The organism is Providencia sp. PROV150 (assembly GCF_028481025.1).
Lineage (GTDB): Bacteria > Pseudomonadota > Gammaproteobacteria > Enterobacterales > Enterobacteriaceae > Providencia > Providencia hangzhouensis.
The window spans coordinates 22900-42909 of record NZ_JAMPPJ010000031.1; the positions used below are offsets into that span (position 1 = coordinate 22900).

Annotated in this window: 18 protein-coding genes; 6 read left to right on the forward strand and 12 right to left on the reverse strand. The window is 39.7% G+C overall.

The annotated features are described in order from the left end of the window. Positions 1–31: 31 nt before the first annotated feature. From nagA to agaR, 8 genes are all read right to left on the reverse strand, one after another. Positions 32–1204 carry an N-acetylglucosamine-6-phosphate deacetylase gene (nagA, locus tag PSE83_RS18760; protein ID WP_272661021.1) on the reverse strand — a complete coding sequence of 391 codons (1173 nt, stop codon included), beginning with the start codon at positions 1202–1204 and terminating at the stop codon, positions 32–34. Then, positions 1201–1632, reverse strand: a complete 432-nt coding sequence (gene agaF, locus PSE83_RS18765; RefSeq protein WP_096865040.1) for a PTS galactosamine/N-acetylgalactosamine transporter subunit IIA — start codon at positions 1630–1632, stop codon at positions 1201–1203. The genes nagA and agaF overlap by 4 nt, the downstream gene beginning before the upstream one ends. Before the next feature lie 62 nt (positions 1633–1694). Next, positions 1695–2582, reverse strand: a complete 888-nt coding sequence (locus PSE83_RS18770) for a PTS system mannose/fructose/sorbose family transporter subunit IID (RefSeq protein WP_036958865.1) — start codon at positions 2580–2582, stop codon at positions 1695–1697. Continuing rightward, positions 2572–3342, reverse strand: a complete 771-nt coding sequence (gene agaW, locus PSE83_RS18775; RefSeq protein WP_094962833.1) for a PTS N-acetylgalactosamine transporter subunit IIC — start codon at positions 3340–3342, stop codon at positions 2572–2574. Before agaW ends, PSE83_RS18770 begins: the two co-directional genes overlap by 11 nt. 48 nt (positions 3343–3390) lie before the next feature. Then, entirely contained in the window at positions 3391–3885 is a 495-nt protein-coding gene (gene agaV / locus PSE83_RS18780; RefSeq protein WP_004264439.1) for a PTS N-acetylgalactosamine transporter subunit IIB, read from the reverse strand. A 34-nt stretch (positions 3886–3919) separates the two neighbouring features. Then, positions 3920–5104 carry an SIS domain-containing protein gene (locus PSE83_RS18785; protein ID WP_004264442.1) on the reverse strand — a complete coding sequence of 395 codons (1185 nt, stop codon included), beginning with the start codon at positions 5102–5104 and terminating at the stop codon, positions 3920–3922. Positions 5105–5112: 8 nt separating this feature from the next. Then, positions 5113–6396, reverse strand: a complete 1284-nt coding sequence (gene kbaZ, locus PSE83_RS18790; protein WP_004264449.1) for a tagatose-bisphosphate aldolase subunit KbaZ — start codon at positions 6394–6396, stop codon at positions 5113–5115. Between the two features lie 51 nt (positions 6397–6447). Further along, positions 6448–7224: a transcriptional repressor AgaR gene (gene agaR, locus PSE83_RS18795; protein ID WP_036958927.1), complete on the reverse strand. Its 777-nt coding sequence runs from the start codon at positions 7222–7224 to the stop codon at positions 6448–6450. Between the two features lie 527 nt (positions 7225–7751). On the opposite strand from agaR, the gene PSE83_RS18800 reads away from it, so the two are divergent. From PSE83_RS18800 to PSE83_RS18825, 6 genes are all read left to right on the forward strand, one after another. Next, positions 7752–8987, forward strand: a complete 1236-nt coding sequence (locus PSE83_RS18800; RefSeq protein WP_272661022.1) for an anaerobic sulfatase maturase — start codon at positions 7752–7754, stop codon at positions 8985–8987. Positions 8988–9010: 23 nt separating this feature from the next. Then, the gene (locus PSE83_RS18805) at positions 9011–10618 is read left to right on the forward strand and encodes a sulfatase family protein (protein WP_110592650.1); all 1608 of its coding nucleotides are present in this window, start codon (positions 9011–9013) and stop codon (positions 10616–10618) included. Between the two features lie 63 nt (positions 10619–10681). Continuing rightward, complete coding sequence (locus tag PSE83_RS18810) at positions 10682–12148, forward strand: DUF2264 domain-containing protein (protein ID WP_094962828.1); 1467 nt, start codon at positions 10682–10684, stop codon at positions 12146–12148. A gap of 115 nt (positions 12149–12263) precedes the next feature. Then, complete coding sequence (locus PSE83_RS18815; RefSeq protein ID WP_036958871.1) at positions 12264–13118, forward strand: tagatose bisphosphate family class II aldolase; 855 nt, start codon at positions 12264–12266, stop codon at positions 13116–13118. A gap of 87 nt (positions 13119–13205) precedes the next feature. Further along, the gene (locus tag PSE83_RS18820) at positions 13206–13787 is read left to right on the forward strand and encodes a DJ-1/PfpI family protein (protein ID WP_096865035.1); all 582 of its coding nucleotides are present in this window, start codon (positions 13206–13208) and stop codon (positions 13785–13787) included. Positions 13788–14023: 236 nt separating this feature from the next. Next, positions 14024–15325: a uracil/xanthine transporter gene (locus PSE83_RS18825; protein ID WP_036958874.1), complete on the forward strand. Its 1302-nt coding sequence runs from the start codon at positions 14024–14026 to the stop codon at positions 15323–15325. 80 nt (positions 15326–15405) lie between these two features. Here the strand turns inward: PSE83_RS18825 and PSE83_RS18830 are convergent, their stop codons facing one another. From PSE83_RS18830 to PSE83_RS18845, 4 genes are read right to left on the reverse strand one after another with little or no spacing between them, the layout of a single operon-like run. Further along, complete coding sequence (locus PSE83_RS18830; protein ID WP_004264481.1) at positions 15406–16407, reverse strand: ABC transporter substrate-binding protein; 1002 nt, start codon at positions 16405–16407, stop codon at positions 15406–15408. A gap of 12 nt (positions 16408–16419) precedes the next feature. Then, positions 16420–17187 (reverse strand): ABC transporter ATP-binding protein, encoded by a 768-nt coding sequence (locus tag PSE83_RS18835; RefSeq protein WP_228677527.1) that lies wholly within the window; start codon positions 17185–17187, stop codon positions 16420–16422. A gap of 2 nt (positions 17188–17189) precedes the next feature. After that, on the reverse strand, positions 17190–17948 hold the full coding sequence (locus tag PSE83_RS18840) for an ABC transporter permease (RefSeq protein ID WP_004264486.1): 759 nt from the start codon (positions 17946–17948) through the stop codon (positions 17190–17192). A 12-nt stretch (positions 17949–17960) separates the two neighbouring features. Next, positions 17961–19763, reverse strand: a complete 1803-nt coding sequence (locus PSE83_RS18845) for an arylsulfotransferase family protein (protein ID WP_004264489.1) — start codon at positions 19761–19763, stop codon at positions 17961–17963. Positions 19764–20010: the final 247 nt, after the last annotated feature.

The following is a 20010-nucleotide window of genomic DNA, read 5'->3' on the forward strand; positions in this document are numbered from 1 at the left end:
TACCTCATGATTTACTGATAGGTAACCGACTTTAATGGTCGGTATCCCCGAATACAGAGTGAACGTGTTCACCTCTGATGAATGTGTCTGTTAGATAAAAATTGTTATCAACAACGGCAAAATTAGCTTGAGCCCCAACTCGGATGTAACCAAATTGGTCATCGATTCCAAGGTATTGAGCGGGAACCGATGTGGCCATTTGTACGGCTTCCCATTCAGGAACATGCGCGAGTTGCACCATGTTGCGCAATGCGTTATCAAGGCTACATGTACTACCCGCAAGAGAGCCATCAGCTGTACGAGCTTGCCCTTGAGTGACCTTCACCGTCTGTGCCCCAAGGAGATAATCGCCATCCGGTAAGCCCCCAGCTCGCATACAATCTGTAATTAAAGCGAGCTGCTGATAACCTTTCATTCGATAAGCTAGCTGCATCATGACGGGGTGAACATGAATGCCATCGGCAATCAGCTCTGCAAGGACATCGTGGTACAACACTGCGCCACAGCAACCGGGCTCTCTATGATGTAAACCCGTCATGCCGTTATAAAGATGCACGCCACAATCTGCACCATGTGAAAATGCGAGACTGGTTTGTATGAAATCAGCGGCAGTATGTGCAACACTGGTCTTAATATTGTGTTGTACTAGCCAATCAATAGCCTCAATGGCACCTTCTGCTTCAGGTGCAACAGCAACTCGCAAAAGTGTGTGATTAGCACATTGCACAAGGTCTTCCAATTCATGAATGGTCGGCGATTTTAAGTACTTAACAGGATGCGAGCCTCGATGACGTTCAGTGAAGTAAGGGCCTTCTAAAAAACTGCCGACTAACTGGGCTCCTGATGTTTGCGGCTTGGCGATAAAGTCACTCACTTGGATGAGTGCGCGTTTGATATCATCCATTGGTGCGGTGACGGTGGTTCCCACCCAAGCCACAACACCGGTTTTGACTAATGCATCAGCGATGGTTTGCAACCCTTGTTGGCTTGCATCCATGACGTCTGCGCCAGCACGACCATGAATATGGATATCAACAAACCCCGGTAGTAAGGAGCACCCTTCAAGACGGATGACTGGGCAGTGTTCGGGGGCGGTATCCGTAATTTCCTGTATAACACCGTTGCACACTCGAACATACTGCTGATAGCGAATTCCCTCAGGTGTAAAGGTACGATCCGCTAAAATGGCATATTGCTGTTTCATAGGCCATCTTCTTCACATTCAGGCTCTGACATCATAGCCAGTTGTTGGCGTAGATCTTGAATACTACTCGTGCCAATATCGTGTAAGATAGAAAGAAGTTCTTTTGCACCAACCCCTTCACGTTCCAATGCCGCATTGACAATCATCGGTAGATTAACGCCAGCTAAAACTTCAACGGATTTATCTTCCATCATAATTGCCATAGCGCGGTTACAAGGGGTTCCACCAGGAAGGTCGGTGAGAAAAAGTATTTGTTCACAATTCATGGCACTCATTGCTGCTCGCATTTGTTGTTCCAATTCGTCGGGAGAAAGGGTTTCAACAAAATCAATAAACACCATATTTTCCTGTTCACCTGCGATGGCTTTGACAGCGGAAGCCATACCGCTCGCAAAATTAATGTGCCCAGAAACAATCAAACCAATCATTGATAACTCCTTGCTGGTGGGTAACTTAGCTACCCACCTAAAAACAATTTAATACGATTCTGTTACATCACACCAAGTACATGGCCAATAACACCGAAGGCCAAGACAGAGAAGATAAGCACCGGCGGTTTTGCCCAGAAACCTGTCCCTTTCACCATTTTGAACATCAAAAAGACAAGGCACAGAGGGAGTAAGTTAGGCATGATTTTGTCGAACAAGGCGGTTTGTAGTTCGACCACCTTGCCACCTACCTCAACAGCAGCGGTGGTTTGTACTTTTATGAAAGTGGCGGAAAGTGCCCCAATCACAAAAATCCCCATGATGTTGGCGGCTTTTGCTAATTTTTCTGTTGCGTCGCTCATGTTAACCATCGCCGCAGTACCTGCGCGATATCCCATGAACATCAAGCCAAAATAGACAAAAAAGTGAACAATTTGGTACAAAAAGAAGAAAACAAATGGGCCGGCAATTGAGCCTTCCATTGCGATAGATGCACCTAATGCTAAAGTCAGTGGCATCAATGTCATATGGTCGATAGCATCGCCAATTCCACCTGTTGGCCCCATACCTGCCACTTTCATTACGTTGACAGTAGAAGGCTTCTCTTTGTTCTCTTCCATGGCAACGGCAGTACCAAGTAAGAAAGTAAATAATTTTGGACTCGCATTGAAAAACTGTAAGTGATTTTTCAGTGCAGTTGCATAATCGCGTTTGTTATTACCATGAATTTTGCGTAGGGCTGGGATGATGGAGAATGCAAAGCCTCCCCCTTGCATACGTTCAAAGTTAAAGTTACCTTCCATAAATAGCCCGCGAAATGCACAACGCCATAGATCGCCTTTCGTGATGACTTTGCGGACAGTGGTATCTTGGTACTCATCAATGCCATCAACGTAGGATTCCACTGGTAAGTTTTTGGTTTCTACTGCTGTTTTGTTATCAGATACCATCTTCAAAATCCTCATTTTGTTGTGAGTTATTCTTGTTGTTGTTACCGCTGAAGAAGTAATACAGGGCTGCCGCAGATGCGCCGAGTATTGCTACTGCCATAATTGGCAGTTTGAGATAAGTGGTCATAACGAAACCAACAAAGAACACACCAGCCACTTCTTTTGACCACATGATTTTCAACAACATCGCGAAGCCAATTGCTGGAACCATTTTGGCGCCAATACCTAAGCCTTCGAGGAGTACTTTTGGTGTATTTTCATCAATCCACTGTGCTGCGTGTTCACCGAAGTAAACCGTTACAAAGGCGACGATCGCGTAGAGTAAAGAACGAACGGTAATTGTGGCGATTAATAACCGGGAGATCCCCGCCGCATCGGCTTTTTCAGCGTAGCGATCAGCTTTCCCCATAGTGAATGCGGTGATCGCAAAAAAGCCAATAATGATCATTTGCATGAGAACGGCAATTGGCATACCAATTCCCATCGCTACCGCTGGTGATTGATTGGTCATAATGGCGAATGCAACGGCGGCGATAGTGCCTAAGGTAACATCAGGTGGCTGAGCCCCTGCATTTGGAACAAGCCCCAGCCAAGCTAATTCTAATGTTGCACCCGCAATTAAACCGACTTGCATATCACCCATAATCAGGCCGACAACAGGCCCTGTGATCAGTGGACGATGGATATTGAGTGCAACGTCATACTTATCTATACCGCAAAAGAAGGCCCATAAAGCCACGAGAGAAGCTTCATAAATCATAATAGTTTTCCTTAAACGCCTTAGTGTTAAGTTGTTATCTCAATCTGCTTATGCTGTTGCGAGAGTAAGAACATTAACGGGGGTTTGGTCTGGAGTATTTTGAATTGTGCAAGCTACTCCTTTGTCGACAAGCCGACGAAATGCTTCTAAGTCGCGCTCATCCACAGACACTGTTTTGGCAATTTGGCGTTTTCCTTCATGGAAGTGCATATTGCCAACGTTGCAGTGAGTGATAGGAACTCCACCTTCGACAAGGCGAGCAACATCTGTTGGGTTATTGCAAAGAATAAAGATTTTTTGACGAGGAGACGCTTTGTGAATGACATCGATAGTTTTTTCGATAGAGAAAAATCGGACAGCATATTCTCCACCTGCGGACGCTTTCATCCCTGCTTGCATAAAAGCAGAATTAGGACCCTCCGCAGCATCATCATTAGCGACAAGAATTAAATTTGCTTCAGTGTGTTTACCCCAAGTGATTCGAATTTGCCCATGTAATAAACGCTCATCGATTCGGGTCCAGACAATATTTGGTGTGTGCATATAATTGCTCTCTTATTATTAGCTATATTTATCATTAAGAAGGCATGAAGCCATCTTCTTGATATGAGAACGGGTAAATAGTGACACCTTGAACAACCCGATTAATTTCTCCAGTTGGAGATGGGTTATCTGGTGTATTCCCCAGTGCAATGGAACTATGGAATGCAAAGGCCTGCGCTAACATTAAATAAGGAAAAAATAGGGCTGAGTCTGAGCACTGCTCCATTTTTTTAATATAAACGAAACTTTCCTCTATTTGTGTGTCATCAGAAGAGGAGGTGACCGCGATCACTTTTGCTGAAGCATTATCGTGAATTACCTCTCTTAATAAGTCAGTCTCATACTGTCTGGTGTATTTATCGTTTGACAGAAACAGCACGACTAACGTTTCTTTATTGACGATAGATTTCGGTCCATGGCGAAACCCTAAAGGCGTGTCAAAGTTAGCAACGACCTTACCAGCCGTTAATTCCAACATTTTTAGGGCAGCTTCTTGTGCAAGGCCTTGTAAGCCACCACTACCTAAATAAATGACTCGTTTAAATTTACCTGCATAATCTTCACGGATACGGCGGTTAAACTGAGTGTAACTGTCGTGATAATCTTGGAAATAGGGTTTAATTTCATTCAAATAGAAGGATTCGGTTAAGAAAATACACAGCGCAGCCATCATCATGGATGAAAAGCTTGACGTCATTGCTAATGAACGGTCATTTGATTCTTCTGGCATTAAAATGGCTAATGCATTGGTATTATTTTGGCAATAACGATATAGCTGCCCTTGCTCGTTGCAGGTTAAAACTAAGTGGTAACACTGAGTTAGGCATTTTTCTGCCACATTAAGAGCAGCAACACTCTCGGGACTATTGCCAGAGCGAGCAAAAGAAATTAGTAACGTTGGTACGTTTTCCGCTAAATATTCTTTTGGGTCGGCGACTAGATCCGTGGTGGCAATGGCATCAATACGGCGTTTTAAATGGCCTGTTAGAACGGGGGCAAGGGCGCGGCCTGCGAAAGCCGATGTTCCAGCTCCCGTCATGATAATGCGTGCGTCTGGTGCCTGAAGCACTTTAGCTAAAAATGTATCAATTTCAGCACGTTGTTCTTGTATTAGCTGGTTTGTTTTTTCCCAGCATTCAGGTTGTTGCTCAATTTCTTTTGCTGTCCAGAATGCGTTTAGCTTTTCGAGTTCAGGTGTTTGATAGCTTAAATATTCCATGTCAAACCTCAGTGACTAAATTTACATGCATCGGCATATACCGAAAGTACGTCGCGAATTTTTGCAAAAATAAAGGATTTCGCTGAGCCATCGATCATGCCTTCTCTTAATTGTTGGAATTGATGTGGCATGTATTGGCTTAAAAGTGGTAACGGGATCGGTTTTGAAGATAAGTTAGCCATCAGCGTTTCTATGGCTTGGTTAATTTCTTTATCAGGCCAGTAATAACGAATACGGTCACTAAAACTATAAACGCGTGCAAAAGCTTGCTGCTGGGCATCACCATGGTAGTATTTTTGCCAAAATTCGGGCTCACGGCACATCAACTGTTCCATTTTCTCTTTTAAGTGAGAACACTGTTCTGCTGGGAACATTTCATTCTCAATTTCACACAGAGAATAGAGGGCTTCTCGCATAGCAAATGTTAAAGCCGGGCCCACTTTCAAAATGGCAAAGTGGTCTTGGACGAGTTGCTTATAAGCATCTGGTGTTTGGTAATCGGTGGAGTGTGCTTCAAAAACAAGATGAGGGTAGTCATCAACAACTTTACTTAATGCTTGTGCTTTTTCGGGTTGATAATCAATAACACCGGTATGGTCAAATTCCACACCAGGTTGAACGACGAGGCCAATAACACGTGTCCAGCAGTCACCGACACCTGCTTTTTCGAACGCTTTCGCATGGCAGTCTAAGGTTTTTCTCGCGGCTTGTGGGTCTGTGACTTCAACACCTTCAAGCGCTTCAGTTGCTCCACCTGGTACGGGGACTTCCGTACCAATAACATAGACGATATCGCTGTAGCCAAATTTTTCTTTGGCGGTTTTTTCTGCAATAACTGCGAGTCGGGCGGCACGTTGTGCAACGATTTCATCCGTGAGTGGAACAGGGTCATCTGCACAGGACATACTGCAATCAAGGTGGATTTTTTTGAACCCTGCGGCAACGTAATGTTCAATTAGGATATCGGCATTATCCATGGCGTCAGCGGCATTAAGCCCTTGCCAACGGTTAGGACCTAAATGGTCACCACCAAGAATTAGCTTATTTAGAGGAAAATTGATTTTTTCTGCTTTCTCAACCACATAATTGAAAAAGTCAGCCGGAGTCATACCCGTATAGCCACCAAATTGGTCAACTTGATTGGATGTGGCTTCAATTAAAAGAAAGGAATCATTATCCAGCGCTTGGTGCAATGAAGCTTCAATAACAAATGGGTGGGCTGAGCAAACAGAATAAATGCCATTCTGTTTACCAAGTTTATTTTGCTGAACAATCTTTTCTAAAGGATGCATTAATACTAACTCCACAATCAACACGGTTGTATTGTTAATGGAGTTAGCGAGTTATTGCTCTTTATCGACGATGATCACTTCAATTTTATGGTTTTTCAACTCTTGGACATATTCATCAGGGATCCCAGAGTCTGTCACCAAAACATCAATATCAGCGAATTCACGGATCATATGACAGCTGCGCTTACCAAATTTCGTAGAATCAGCAACCGCAATAACAGTTTCCGAGATTTCACACATTAACCGGTTAAGGCTAGCTTCCTGTTCATTGTGTGTCGTGATACCAACGCGTAAATCGAACCCATCAACCCCAAGAAAAACCTTGTCAAAACGATAATTTCTGAGGCTATTTTCTGCTTGTGAGCCAGAAAACGATAAAGCATTTTTGCGCAATGCGCCGCCAGTCATTAGTACATCAACGCCAGCGGCTGTTGCTAACTCCATTGCGACATCTAAACCGTTAGTCATGACAACGACGCTATCCCGCGACTTTAAGTGTGTCGCAATTTCTCGTGTCGTTGTCCCCGAGTCTAAAATGATCGTGTCGCCATCATTAATGAGCGCGGCGGCTGCTTTCCCTATTAATGTTTTTGTGCCCGCATTCTGCCCACGTTTTTCATGGATGCTAAGTTCAGCAATAAACCCAGTATTTGGAATTGCTGCCCCATGGGAGCGGACCACATAACCATTCTTTTCAAGAAAGCTTAAATCGCTACGGATGGTGACACTTGAAACTTTAAATATTTCGGCTAAATCTTCGACTCGTGCTTTACCTTGTTGGTTAATCATGTCGAGGATTTCCATGCGCCGTTCAACTGCCGCTTTCACTTTCATCTCCTTACGAAACCAAATGATTTTCTTTCATTTGATTTCGAATTAAGTTTACTACGCTAAAAAATACCGACAACGAAAAAAAACAAAACTTTTGATCTCTTTCACAAAGTTTCGATTTGTGTGTTGTTTGCTTACGGATATTTTCAAATTTTAAATATCATATCTTCGAATAAGAAAGTATCCAATCAATAAAGTAGCAATAATTGTACTTTTACTAAGCAACCCCTGTGTTTTGCATAAATATTAGCAATATTTGCAAAAAATTCGCTAAATATAAGCTCAAAAATTGGCATAAAGTGCGATGGTGGTAATTGAAGTTCGAAAGGAATAGAAGTTTCTTTAAAGCAAAAACAAAAGTTACTGGGCTACTGTGTGTTATTTATATGCTTTTCAACGTTTCTGACTCAAATTAAACGCTTTCAAATTCTTTCATTTTTTGATTTTGTGATTTCAATCTCTTTTGGTTTTTCGTGTTTTGCGTAATGCTATAAAAATAACCTGACTGTTTCGGATTAATTTAAATGCCTGCAAACCAACCCACTTATTTTCATATGATGGCGAAACCCACCAGTTATCGCTGCAATATTAAATGCGAATACTGTTTTTATCTTGAAAAAGAAAATGTGTTTCACGAGCAACCAAAGGAAGACCAGCATGACGTTATGCCTGATAACGTACTACGTCGTTATATCAAAGACTATATCCAGTCCCATGCTGGTGAACAGGTAGACTTTTCATGGCAAGGTGGGGAGCCAACCCTTGCAGGGCTCGAATTTTTTGAGCGTGTTGTTAAGTACCAAAAGCAATATGCCCAAGGAAAAATCATCACGAATAGTGTGCAAACTAACGCTATTGCGATTAACCGACAATGGGCGCAGTTTTTTGCAGACCACGGTTTTTTAATCGGTGTATCTATTGATGGCTTAGAAGCTGTTCATGATAAATATCGAATTTCCGTTAATGGTAACCCAACTTTTGAGCGTGTGAAGAAAGCGATTCAGCTCCTGATTGAATATGGTGTTGAATTTAATACCTTAACCGTTGTTAATGACCAAAATTGGCGAAAAGGAAAAGAAACGTATCGAGCTTTGAAAGCATTGGGTTCCACTTTCTTTCAGTTCATCCCCATTGTTGAGGTGGATAGGCGCTTTTCACATACTCAAGGTGGCCATTATGTCCCTGGGCCAAATGCCGCGATGGCACCATTTTCAGTACCCGCTGAGGGATATGGGCAGTTTATGGCTGATGTTTTTGATGAATGGATCTACCAAGGAGACATTGGCAAAATTTATATTCGTCTATTTGATAGCTTATTAGGCACTTGGATGGGCTATCCGGCATCAACCTGTGTGCAATCTAAAACGTGTGGGCAAGCGCTGATTATTGAATCTAATGGGGATGTCTACTCCTGTGATCACTATGTGTACCCTGCCAATCGGTTAGGTAACGTACAACAACACTCCCTTTCTCGTATTGTCTCCTCTAAACAGCAAGTCCGTTTTGGACAAAATAAATATGACAAGCTAACGAGTCTTTGCCAGCGCTGTGAGGTTCAAAGCCTTTGTTATGGCGGCTGCCCTAAGCACCGGATCACGGCGATAGAAGGTGAAAAATATCGCCATAACTATTTATGTCGTTCATATAAAAAGATTTTTCATCATACCGCTTTAGGTATGCAGTTAATGCGTCAAGCGATATCTGGTGGTGCTTTAGCTAGTGATGCACTTGGCGCAATACAGCGTGCTTATAAGCAATAATAATATTATCTGGAGATATTTTTGTGAGATTACCTTCTATGAAGAAAAGCCTATTGGCAGGGCTGATAGCAGCAAGTAGCTTAGTACCTCCCATTGTAGCGAATGCAGGTGGTACACCGGAAAAGCCGAATGTTTTACTGATTATTATGGATGACTTAGGAACAGGGCAGCTCGATTTTGTGCTTGATAGCCTTGATGTCAAAGAGCTTGCGCAGCGCCCATCACCACAGCGTTATCAAGGTGATATTAATAAGATGGTGGAAGCGGCCAGAACGGCGATGCCAAATGTTGCGGACATGGCTGCAGGCGGAATTAAGATGACCAATGCATTTGTGGCTCATCCTGTTTGTGGCCCATCACGAGCGGGTATTTTTACTGGGCGCTCTCCTGCAAGTTTTGGCACTTACAGTAACGATGATGCGATGTTAGGTATTCCTCAAGATATCAAACTATTACCCGCATTATTCCAAGAAAATGGCTATGCCACAGCCAGTATTGGAAAATGGCATAATGCGAAGGTATTGAAAAAACCTAAAATTGCACCAGAAAAGCAAACTCGCGATTATCACGATAATATGATTTCGACACCGGAGCCAGGTTTCGCACCTCATGAAAGAGGTTTCGATTATGCATATAGTTTCTATGCATCAGGGGCGGCACTTTGGAATTCCCCCGCAATGTGGCGAAATGGTGAAAATGTGCCAGCTCCTGGCTATACCACGCATTTGTTAACGGATGAAGCCATTAATTTCATTGATGGGCACAAAGACAAACCTTTCTTTATCAATCTTTCATACAGCGTACCACACATCCCATTAGAAGAAGCTTCACCAGCGAAATACATGGATAAATTCAATACTGGTAATGTTGAAGCCGATAAATATTTTGCTGCGCTAAATGCGGCCGATGAGGGAATTGGTAAAATTATCAATACACTAAAGGAAAATGGTGAATTAGATAATACGCTAATTTTCTTTATTTCTGACAATGGTGCGGTGCATGAGTCGCCAATGCCAATGAATGCGATGGATAAAGGCTTTAAAGGGCAAATGTTTAATGGTGGCGTACGCGTTCCATTTGTTGCTTATTGGCCGGGGCATATTCCCGCAGGTAAACACAGTGATGCGATGGTTTCTGCGATTGATATCTTACCAACTGCATTACAAAGTGCAGGGATCACCATACCCGATAGCATGAAAGTAGAAGGCAAAAATATTATGCCACTATTAACGGGTAAAACAGAAAAGTCACCACATGACTATCTGTATTGGACAGGTCCAGGGACGAAACATTACAGCGAAGAAAACCAAGATTTTTGGCATGGCTACCATGAATGGATCACTTATCAACGCAAAGAAATTCCAAACAACCCTAATTTAGAAAAACTATCGAAAGGCTCATGGGCTATCCGTGATGGGGAATGGGCGCTTTATTTTTATGATGATGGTTCTAACCAGCTCCAATTATTCAATGATAAACAAAATCCAGCCGAATCGAATAATTTAGCAGCTCAATACCCAGAAAAAGTAAAAGAGTTGAAATCTGCTTATTATCAATGGATTAAGGATAAACCAAAACCTGTCGTATGGGGACAAGACCGTTACCAAGTCCTGATTGAATCAGCAAAATAAATACAAACTTTTGTTCTAATCTGCGCGCAAGGATGCGCCAGTTTGCATCATAGAGAAACACGTATGACAATACCGACTGAACGCCCAAAGCTGCCTTATGAGCACCCAGATATAAAAATTTATCAGAAGTTATTCAAAGAGAATATCATTCGAAGATTAATTAGAAAGTCAGCCTATCAATGTAACGATAACCACATCATCAAAGCCTTTCAAGATGAAAATCAACCACTTTCAGTTCTTTGCGAATTATTAGTGCGCTATACCACGGAAGCTTTTGTTCATTATCAAACATGGGGTTACTCTCACGCATACTATCCTGGCAGCCCAGGCCAGCAAACGGTGCGGACAGATGCCCTTGAAGGGGTTAGTAGGGTACTGCCTTTACTTGCTTCATGGCTAGTTCATAGCCAAAAAGCAATATTGAATGGGTTAAATTTAGCATCAATTGACCTTTCTGAAATCATCAAAAATGCATTTTTACATGGTACAGACCCTGCTCATAAAGGCTATTGGGGAAGGCTTGAAAATTATGACCAAAAAATTTGTGAATCTGCAGATTTAGCGCTGACTCTCTGGTTGAGTCGTGAGTGGGTATGGGATAAATTGGATAACTCTGAGCAACAACGCATTATTGAGTGGTTCGAACAGGTTAATCATTGCGATATCGTTGATAACAACTGGCACCTTTTCCCTCTTACCGTGCAATTTGTGATCCGAGCTCTCACAGGTCGAGATACCATTGCAATGTGGCGGTATGAAAGAGTGAAACAATTTTACGTGGGTGATGGCTGGTTTCGGGATGGTGCGAAAGGTAACTTTGATTACTATAATGCATGGGGCTTTTACTATTCATTATATTGGCTGAACCAAATTTGCCCCCACTTCGATGATGAATTCATTCGTAGTTCATTAAATCAGTTTAACCATCATTATCGTTATTTTATGACACCGCAAGGGATTCCATTTTTTGGCCGCAGTGCATGTTATCGCCTCGCGGTGTCCGCGCCTTTATTAGCCGGTGTTGATTTAGGAGGGGATGCTGTGAGTGTGGGGGAGGCTAAAAACGCACTAGAAAGTACTTTGCGTTATTTTATTGGTCATGGTGCCTTAAAAGCGGGAGCGCCAACTCAAGGTTTATTTAGCTATGATGCCCGCCTAGTCGATAATTACAGTGGTCCTGCGAGTAGTTTTTGGTCATTACGTGCTGTAATTATTGCTTTGTATTGTGGCAATCGAATTCAACTTTGGGATAGCCCTTGTAGCCCACTGCCAGTTGAAAGCTCAGACTTTCATTTCGAAATACCATCAATTGCGGTAACGGTTATTGGTGTGAAAGAAACACAAGAGGTCACCGTGATATTTCGTGAAGATTACCTCAAACAGCAATCCCCATTGACGCGCCGCTTAGAGAAACAATTATGCTCTCAGAAAGTAATTGAAACGCTACTAGGCCAATCAAAACGACCTAAAAACAACTTGTTACGTAAAGGAGTGACAAGTTATAGCTCTAAAATGACTCACTACTTCTAATCTTCCTTTCATTTGCTTTCAGTGCGAAAGAAATAGAAATGTGATTTAGATCTTTTACCTTTCTGTTTCTTTCGTTTAATATTATTCGAAATTAATCGAAAGCTGAGAGGCGATTATGTACTTGGTATCTACCCGTAATATGTTGAACAGAGCCCAACTGGGAGGCTATGCAGTTCCTGCATTTAATATTCATAATTTAGAAACCATTCAAGTTGTTATGGAAACTGCTGCAGAAATGGCATCTCCCGTTATTTTAGCAGGAACCCCGAGTACGTTTTCTTATGCAGGAAGTGACTACTTGATAGCTATTTGCCAGCAAGCGGCTGAGCGCTATAAAGTCCCAGTGGCTTTGCATCTAGATCATCATGAAGATATTCCAGATATTTTCCAGAAAGTCTCCGCGGGTGTGCGTTCTGCGATGATTGACGCTTCTCATTTTCCGTTTGAAGAAAATATTCAAATAGTTAAACGGGTTGTTGATTTTTGCCATCAATGGGACTGCACAGTTGAGGCTGAGCTGGGGCGTCTAGGGGGGCAAGAAGATGACTTAGTTGTTGATGCCGCAGATGCACTTTTCACCGACCCTGACGCTGCGATTACTTTTATTCAAAGAACTGGTATTGATTCCTTAGCTGTTGCAATTGGAACCGCTCATGGCATGTATAAAAGTGAGCCACATTTGGATTTTGCTAGGCTGGACGCAATCCGTAAGAAAACGAATTTGCCTTTAGTTCTTCATGGTGCTTCGGGGATCCCTGATGCAGATGTCAGGCATTGTATTGAGCTTGGAATTTGTAAAGTCAATGTCGCGACAGAGCTAAAAATCGCGTTTTCTGATGCAATCAAGCAGTATTTCATTGAGAACCCAGAAGCTACTGACCCTCGCCATTATCTGGTTCCAGGAAAGGCAGCGATGAAAGCGGTGGTGATGGATAAAATTCGTGTTTGCAAAAGTGATGGAACACTTTAACAAGTAAAAATCATCTAGATTTGCTGGGGTATAACCCAAATTTATTGTTGATAGTCCGCAATAAATCGTTTTGAAAATAAAAGGAATATTATGAAACAAGTTGCTGTTTTGCTCGCAGATGGCTTCGAGGAAGGGGAAGCGGTCGTTTTCATTGATATCATGCGTCGGTTAGATATTCATGTCGATGTCTTATCTTGCATGGATTCGCTTATTTTAAATACGTATTTTGGTACTAAAATTAGTGCAGATTATCTGTTAGTCGAAAAGTTATCCCATACTTATGATGCAGTTATGATGCCTGGTGGGCCAAAAGGAACTGACCGTTTGTATGCGAATGAAAAAGTAGTTGATTTCCTTCGGCGGCATATACATGAGGATAAGTATATTTGTGCGCTATGTTCTTCTGGTGCGAAAGTATTAGCAGCTCATGGGTTACTGGAAGGAAGGCATTATAGTACAGGGGACAAGTTGGCTGAGAAATTTGATGATGGCATCTATGTTGACCAAGATGTTGTTGTTGATGGGAAACTTATCAGTGCAAAAGGGCTTGGTGTAAGCTTTGAATTTGCATTTACCGTCGCAAAACATTTGCTGGCTGACAATGTTGATAAAGTGGATTGGCAAGCTAAGCATATATATTTTAAACATTGGCCACTTCCCTATCTATAACTTTTATCGGTGATCAAGATAAAAAATAAAGCGGGAATGATATTTTTTCCCGCTTTATTAATATTAAATAGCAGAATAATGATCAAAAATCAGAGTTAATAGTGTATGAAGCTAGTTCTCATCATGATAAGAATTAATTGTAATTTATCAGTATTATAACAGCTGGATTTAAATTAGAAATTTTCCGTTATAAACATTAAGCTGGTCAGATATATAATCGCCGGTAAGGAATGAATATGCGGAATATTGCTATTACAAAAAATAATATTATTTCTGGTTTTCAATGGTTCTTTTTTATCTTTTGTAATACGGTTGTTATTCCCCCGACTTTACAATCTGCGTTTCATTTATCACCACAAACCACGTTTGTTATAACCCAATATGCTTTTTTATTAACGGCTCTGGCTTGCTTGTTGCAAGCGTTTATAGGCCATAAACGCTCTGTGATGGAAGGGCCAACTGGGCTGTGGTGGGCAACAATTTTAACCGTAACCTTGTCAGAATCTATGCAAGGAACTTCTCTTGAGACGATAGGATGGAGCTTGGCTATAGGGATTTTTCTGTCTGGGATTATTACCATTTTTATTGGTTTAAGCGGTCTTGGTGGTTGGTTAGCTGGTTTGTTCAAGCCGGGAGTGCTTGTGGTGTTTATGTTTTTACTTGGTGCTCAACTGGTCACTATTTTTTTAAAAGGGATGTTAGGACTACCATTTGGGGTTGGCAGTGAAAATATTACAGTTAATTATCCTGTCTTCTTTTTAGCCCTCGCAGTACTAATATTTGTCATCGCGATGATCATTTATTTACCTATGAGTATCAGTAAATATGCATTATTGATTGGAACAATTACCGGATGGCTTGCTTATAGTGGGTTATTTGGCAGCACGATATCACCTGTTTCATCAGGGCAATGGGTGTTATTTCCATTAGGTAGATCCGATGAAATCAATATAAGTATTGCGCTGACAGCGATTTTGGCTGGAATATTAAACACATCCAATACGTTTGGAGCGATGCGAGGAACTGATGTTTTTTATCCCAATTCATTACCCGTTAAATCCTTATATCGGCGTAGTTTTATGATGTCAGGGGTTGTAACAATATTAGCAGCGCCGATAGGCGTAGTGCCTTTTTCACCGTTTGTCTCATCTATTGGTCTAATTACTCAAACAAAAGACAGTTCACGTATCTCTTTTACTATTGGCAGCCTTATTTTCTTATGTGTGGGGGGCATTGCGGTATTGACTCAATTTTTCCGCTCTTTGCCGTTAGCCATTGGTAGCGCGGTTATGTTAGCGACTTATTTGCCGCTGCTATTTTCTTCATTTTCATTTCTTGCGGATATGAAACTGAATGCACGTAATATTTATCGCCTCGCATTACCTATTTTTATTGGCATCTTTTTGATGTCAGCACCTGCTGCGGTATTAAATTCTTTGCCAACAATGTTTAGTTCTTTACTAGGTAATGGGTTACTCATGGGCATTATATTGGCACTTATTTTAGAAAATACGATCAAGTGGGATAACATTGCTTAATGTTTTGATAAAAAAAGCAAAGATGAAGGAAAATCTTTGCTAGAAAAGAAATTAAAAGGGATGTGATTTCATTTGGGCGTTTATTTTTTAGTATAAACCCAATTTTTTATATCAATAGGCTTAGTGATAATTTTGTTATCAATCAAAAATTGTTGAGTTTGCTTTAACTTACGGATGTCATTATCAGTAATATTAACGGAATAGCGTTTAGAAAAACTATCTATACTATGAAAATCATGTATTTTTTTTATGATTTCAATATTAGTATCGCTTTCTTTAGCAAGTAAAATTTCTGCCTGATCGGGGTTATTTTGCGCATATTTACTTGCTTTTAATAAAGCAATATTCATTGCTTTAATCACCTTCTCATTTTGATTTATGAATGCTTCTCGCCCTACGATAACAGAAATACCTGAGAGTTCAGGTTCAGTACGGGTTGAATAAAGTGTTGTAATCGTCGGAGATTTATTTTCTAAACGGGCGGTACTTTGCTCAGTCCATACCATCGCATCAATTGCTCCGTTTAATAATGCGGATTCAGCATCATTTGTCATTTGAATAATATTGAAGTCAGATAATTTATATCCTTGTTGTTCAATAAATAGCGTGAAATACCGTTGCATATACGTTCCTCGTGGTAATGCAACTTTCTTGCCTTTAAGGTCAGCTAACGAGTGAATATTGCTCTCTTTTCTTACTGCGATATTAGCATTGATGGAAGAATCCTCTGACATGATTAATTTTAAGGGAACACCTCTCGATGTGGCTATAATTCCCGGAAAATCAGCATAAACAGCAATATCAATAGCATTTGTCGCTAGGCCTTCATTGACGGCTGGACCTGCTCCTGCAAAACCAGAAATGGAATATTGGTAATCAACTTTTTGTAGCTCTTCTTCAAGATATCCTAGCTGTTTTGCTAAACCGAGCAAACCACTTAAACGACCATTATTATCTGCTGTACCAATACGAACAATTTTTTCATTATTTTTACTGTCAGGTAGCCTTTCATCCCCACAACCAACTAAAATGAAGGAAATTAATACTATGATAGGAAATTTGATATAATTTAATAATGTCATGATATGTTCCTTCTAGATTTCATATTCACTTGAAAAAAGTTCTGCAGAATTATCAAAAAATTCTTGAAGAATAATTCTCTTATAATATGCAAAATCAGAACTACCTCGATTTCGTGGATAAGGAAGATTAATATCAATTATTTTTTTTATGTTTCCAGGGCGGGATGACATTATAATTACTCGATTTCCCAAATATATTGCCTCTTCAATATCATGGGTAACTAAAATCATCGTCAGTTGCTTTTCTTGTTTGATAGATAAAATCTCTCGTTGCATTTCAATTTTGGTTAAAGCATCAAGTGCGCCAAGCGGTTCATCCAATAACAATAGTTCAGGTTGGGTGATTATTGTACGGGCAATTGCTGCACGTTGTGCCATTCCTCCTGAGAGTTGTTTAGGATAAGCATTAGCAAACTCAGTCAAGTTTACGAGTTTTAAATAATTTTCAACTAGAATTTTCTTCGTTTTTTTATCTATGTGGTCTAATCCGAAAGCGATATTATCAGCAATTGTTAACCAAGGTAGAAGCCTATTTTCTTGAAAAACCATTCCTCTTTCTATATTTGGTTCGGTTATCTCTTTATTTTTAAATAGTACACTTCCACTATTGAATTGGTTTAAGCCTGCAATTATGCGTAGTAAAGTACTTTTCCCACAACCACTATGGCCAACGATAGCAATAAATTCACCTTGTTGAACTTGAAGGTTAATATCTTCTAAAACAGGAAGTAACTTATTATTGATAGTAAAGTTTTTAAATCCATTTTTGATTGACAGCATATTTATTTCCTTTCTGTTCTTAACCATGGCAGCAGGTAATAAGATATAATTAATAAAATCTTATCTAATAATAAACCGACTATACCGATAACAAGAATACCCACTATAACGACTGGAGAATCTAGCATAATTCGGGCATCATTGATGCGATAGCCAATACCTGAGTTAGCTGCGATCATTTCTGCTGCAACGACTGTTGCCCAAGATAACCCCATTGCAAGCCTTAAACCTGTAAATAGGTTGGGAAGTAGTGATGGAATATAAATTTTTCGTAATTTTTGCCAGATATTGAATTGATAAAGATTACCTAATTCAATATAAGTCATAGGTGTCGTTTGTATTCCATTGATGGTACTTAGTAATATAGGGAAAAAGGCACTTTTTATAATAAGAATAATTTTAGTTACTTCACCAATCCCAAACCATAAAATTAATAATGGTATCCATGCTAGTGGAGGAATTTGACGTATAGCATTTAATGTTAGGTTGAAAATTTGGTTTGTTCGTAGCGACAATGCCATGATAATACCAAGAAAAAAAGCAAAAATAGCAGCAATAGCAAAGGCTATTAATACTCGGGATAAACTAATTGATAAATCTTGCCATAATTGCCCAGAATATAATTGGAAATTCAAAGAATGCCATGCTTGCGGAATAGATGGAAAAATAACAGGAGAAACACCTCCAATTGTTGTTGTAATATACCAAATTGTAAAAATAATGACTGGAAGTAGAAGTAAAAAAAAACTGTTTTTCAACATGATATATAAACCTCAACTTATTTTATCGAAATATTGATTGAGGAAGCTCACATATGTTTTTGTATCCTGTAATCCAACGAGTTTATCCACTAATTTCCCATTATTTGAGACTGCAATAATAGGTATACTTCTAAGTGAATACTTTTGAAGAATTTCAACAGAATTATCTACAGAGAGATAATTGATTTTATTTATTGAGTAAAATTTTACTAATGAAGGTAATAACTCATTCAATACTTTACATTTATTGCACCAATTAGCACCGAAGAAAATCAAATTATTTTTATTTTCATTAATAATTGAATCGAATGTTTCACTATCTATTTCATATATTTTATCGGAAAAGAAAAATATGTCAGATTTTTTGGAGGAATGATTATCTCCAGTGCGAGCAATACATAAGATATCATCATCTGGAATTTTATGTTTTATTATCCCTTCGATATACACTCCTGTAATTGTATCTTTAGGGGCTGCATTTGGTAATCGAAATTGAGAGACATCCATAGGTGCTATGCTATTTTCTTCAGGTATATCTAATTGAGGGATCCAATCATAAGGGATTCTATAAGCACGATAGATCATATTATTGCGTTTTTTTCCTTCTCGCCAGTAAGGTGAGACATATTCCCACACAATCTCATGTTCAGCTGTTATTTCAATCAATCGCCCATTTGAGCCTTCGGTAATTAAAGTATTACCATTTGGTAGACGCTGAGCGCTACTTACATATGGGCTATAGAATCGACTCGAATCCATGGGAGATGCAAAACCTAGTTTTTCTGCATCATGTTGCCAAATAATTTCGAGAGTAACTGGGTTTATTTCTAATACTCGAGAACTATCTCGCCATGCATTTTTTAAGCCATATACAGATGAAGGGTTTGGTGCTCCATAACCAGCCCAACCTCCATTATCAAAAATTAACAGATTTCCTGCACCTGGAAGGCCATGAGGTATAATATGAGCATGATGAGGTCCGATAATCCAACCAAGATGATGAACTTGTTTGTCGTTATAATCTGGCCCTAATTGCCAAACTATTTTTCCAGTTTTTCGACTAGTTATTCCGATTATATTTGCTTCTCTAGAATCCCAAATAATGTTATCAGGATGAAAACGTTCGTCTCCATTATCATAATGTAGATTTGGCCCTATACGAGACATGGTATTAATATGTAGATAATCTCCCATGCCTCCACCAGCATTACGCATATTTGGATCACGATATAAAACATTTCTAGCTTCTTCGCTGAAATTTAATTCTGAAAAGTGATCGCTAAATGCCCATTGCCAGATAATATTACCTTGCCAATCTACTTCGATAAAAATATCATCAAGTAGCCATTTATCTGATATTTCAGGTTTGTAAATATTTTGATGGCATAGTATTAGAGTATTTCCGCTATGGGTTTGTGATGTTAATGTAGGAGAATAATAACCAACAGGGTTTCCATCACGTTGAAAATCATGATGTTGTCTTGCCATCCATATTATTTCTTGATTAGGATCTTGTATTTTTTCTAATTTATTGAATGACCATATAATGTTACCATCCCAATCAAATTGAACTAAATCAACTTGATCTTGAACACCATATTTAGGTGATCGCAAACCATGACTACCAAATAAATATCCACCAGGTAAAATTTTATTAGGGAAACCATCAACTCCTTGCCATAAATGCACTTCTCGACCATTCATATCAATTAATAGCGCACCTTTTCCTGGTGCGTTAAAAAGGGTATAACCACTAAATGTTTTTTCTTTATTGAAAATAGTAGTTCCTGAAGGATAAATACTTGGATGCCCCATATTAAATATTCCTATAGTAAATTTTTTCTATGTGGAATAATGGTGTAAAGGTAATGGCTTTTGAAATATTTTTTATTATGGTGTTATAACTTAATAGAACAATACAGTAATGTTCTATTAAGTGCTTATATTTATAATATTAAGTGATAAGAATATAATACGTAATTAATACAAAAAGTTAAAAATATAATTGATTTTTTCCTAGTGATGGTATGAGTATTGTTCATATCTTATGATCAGTAACACA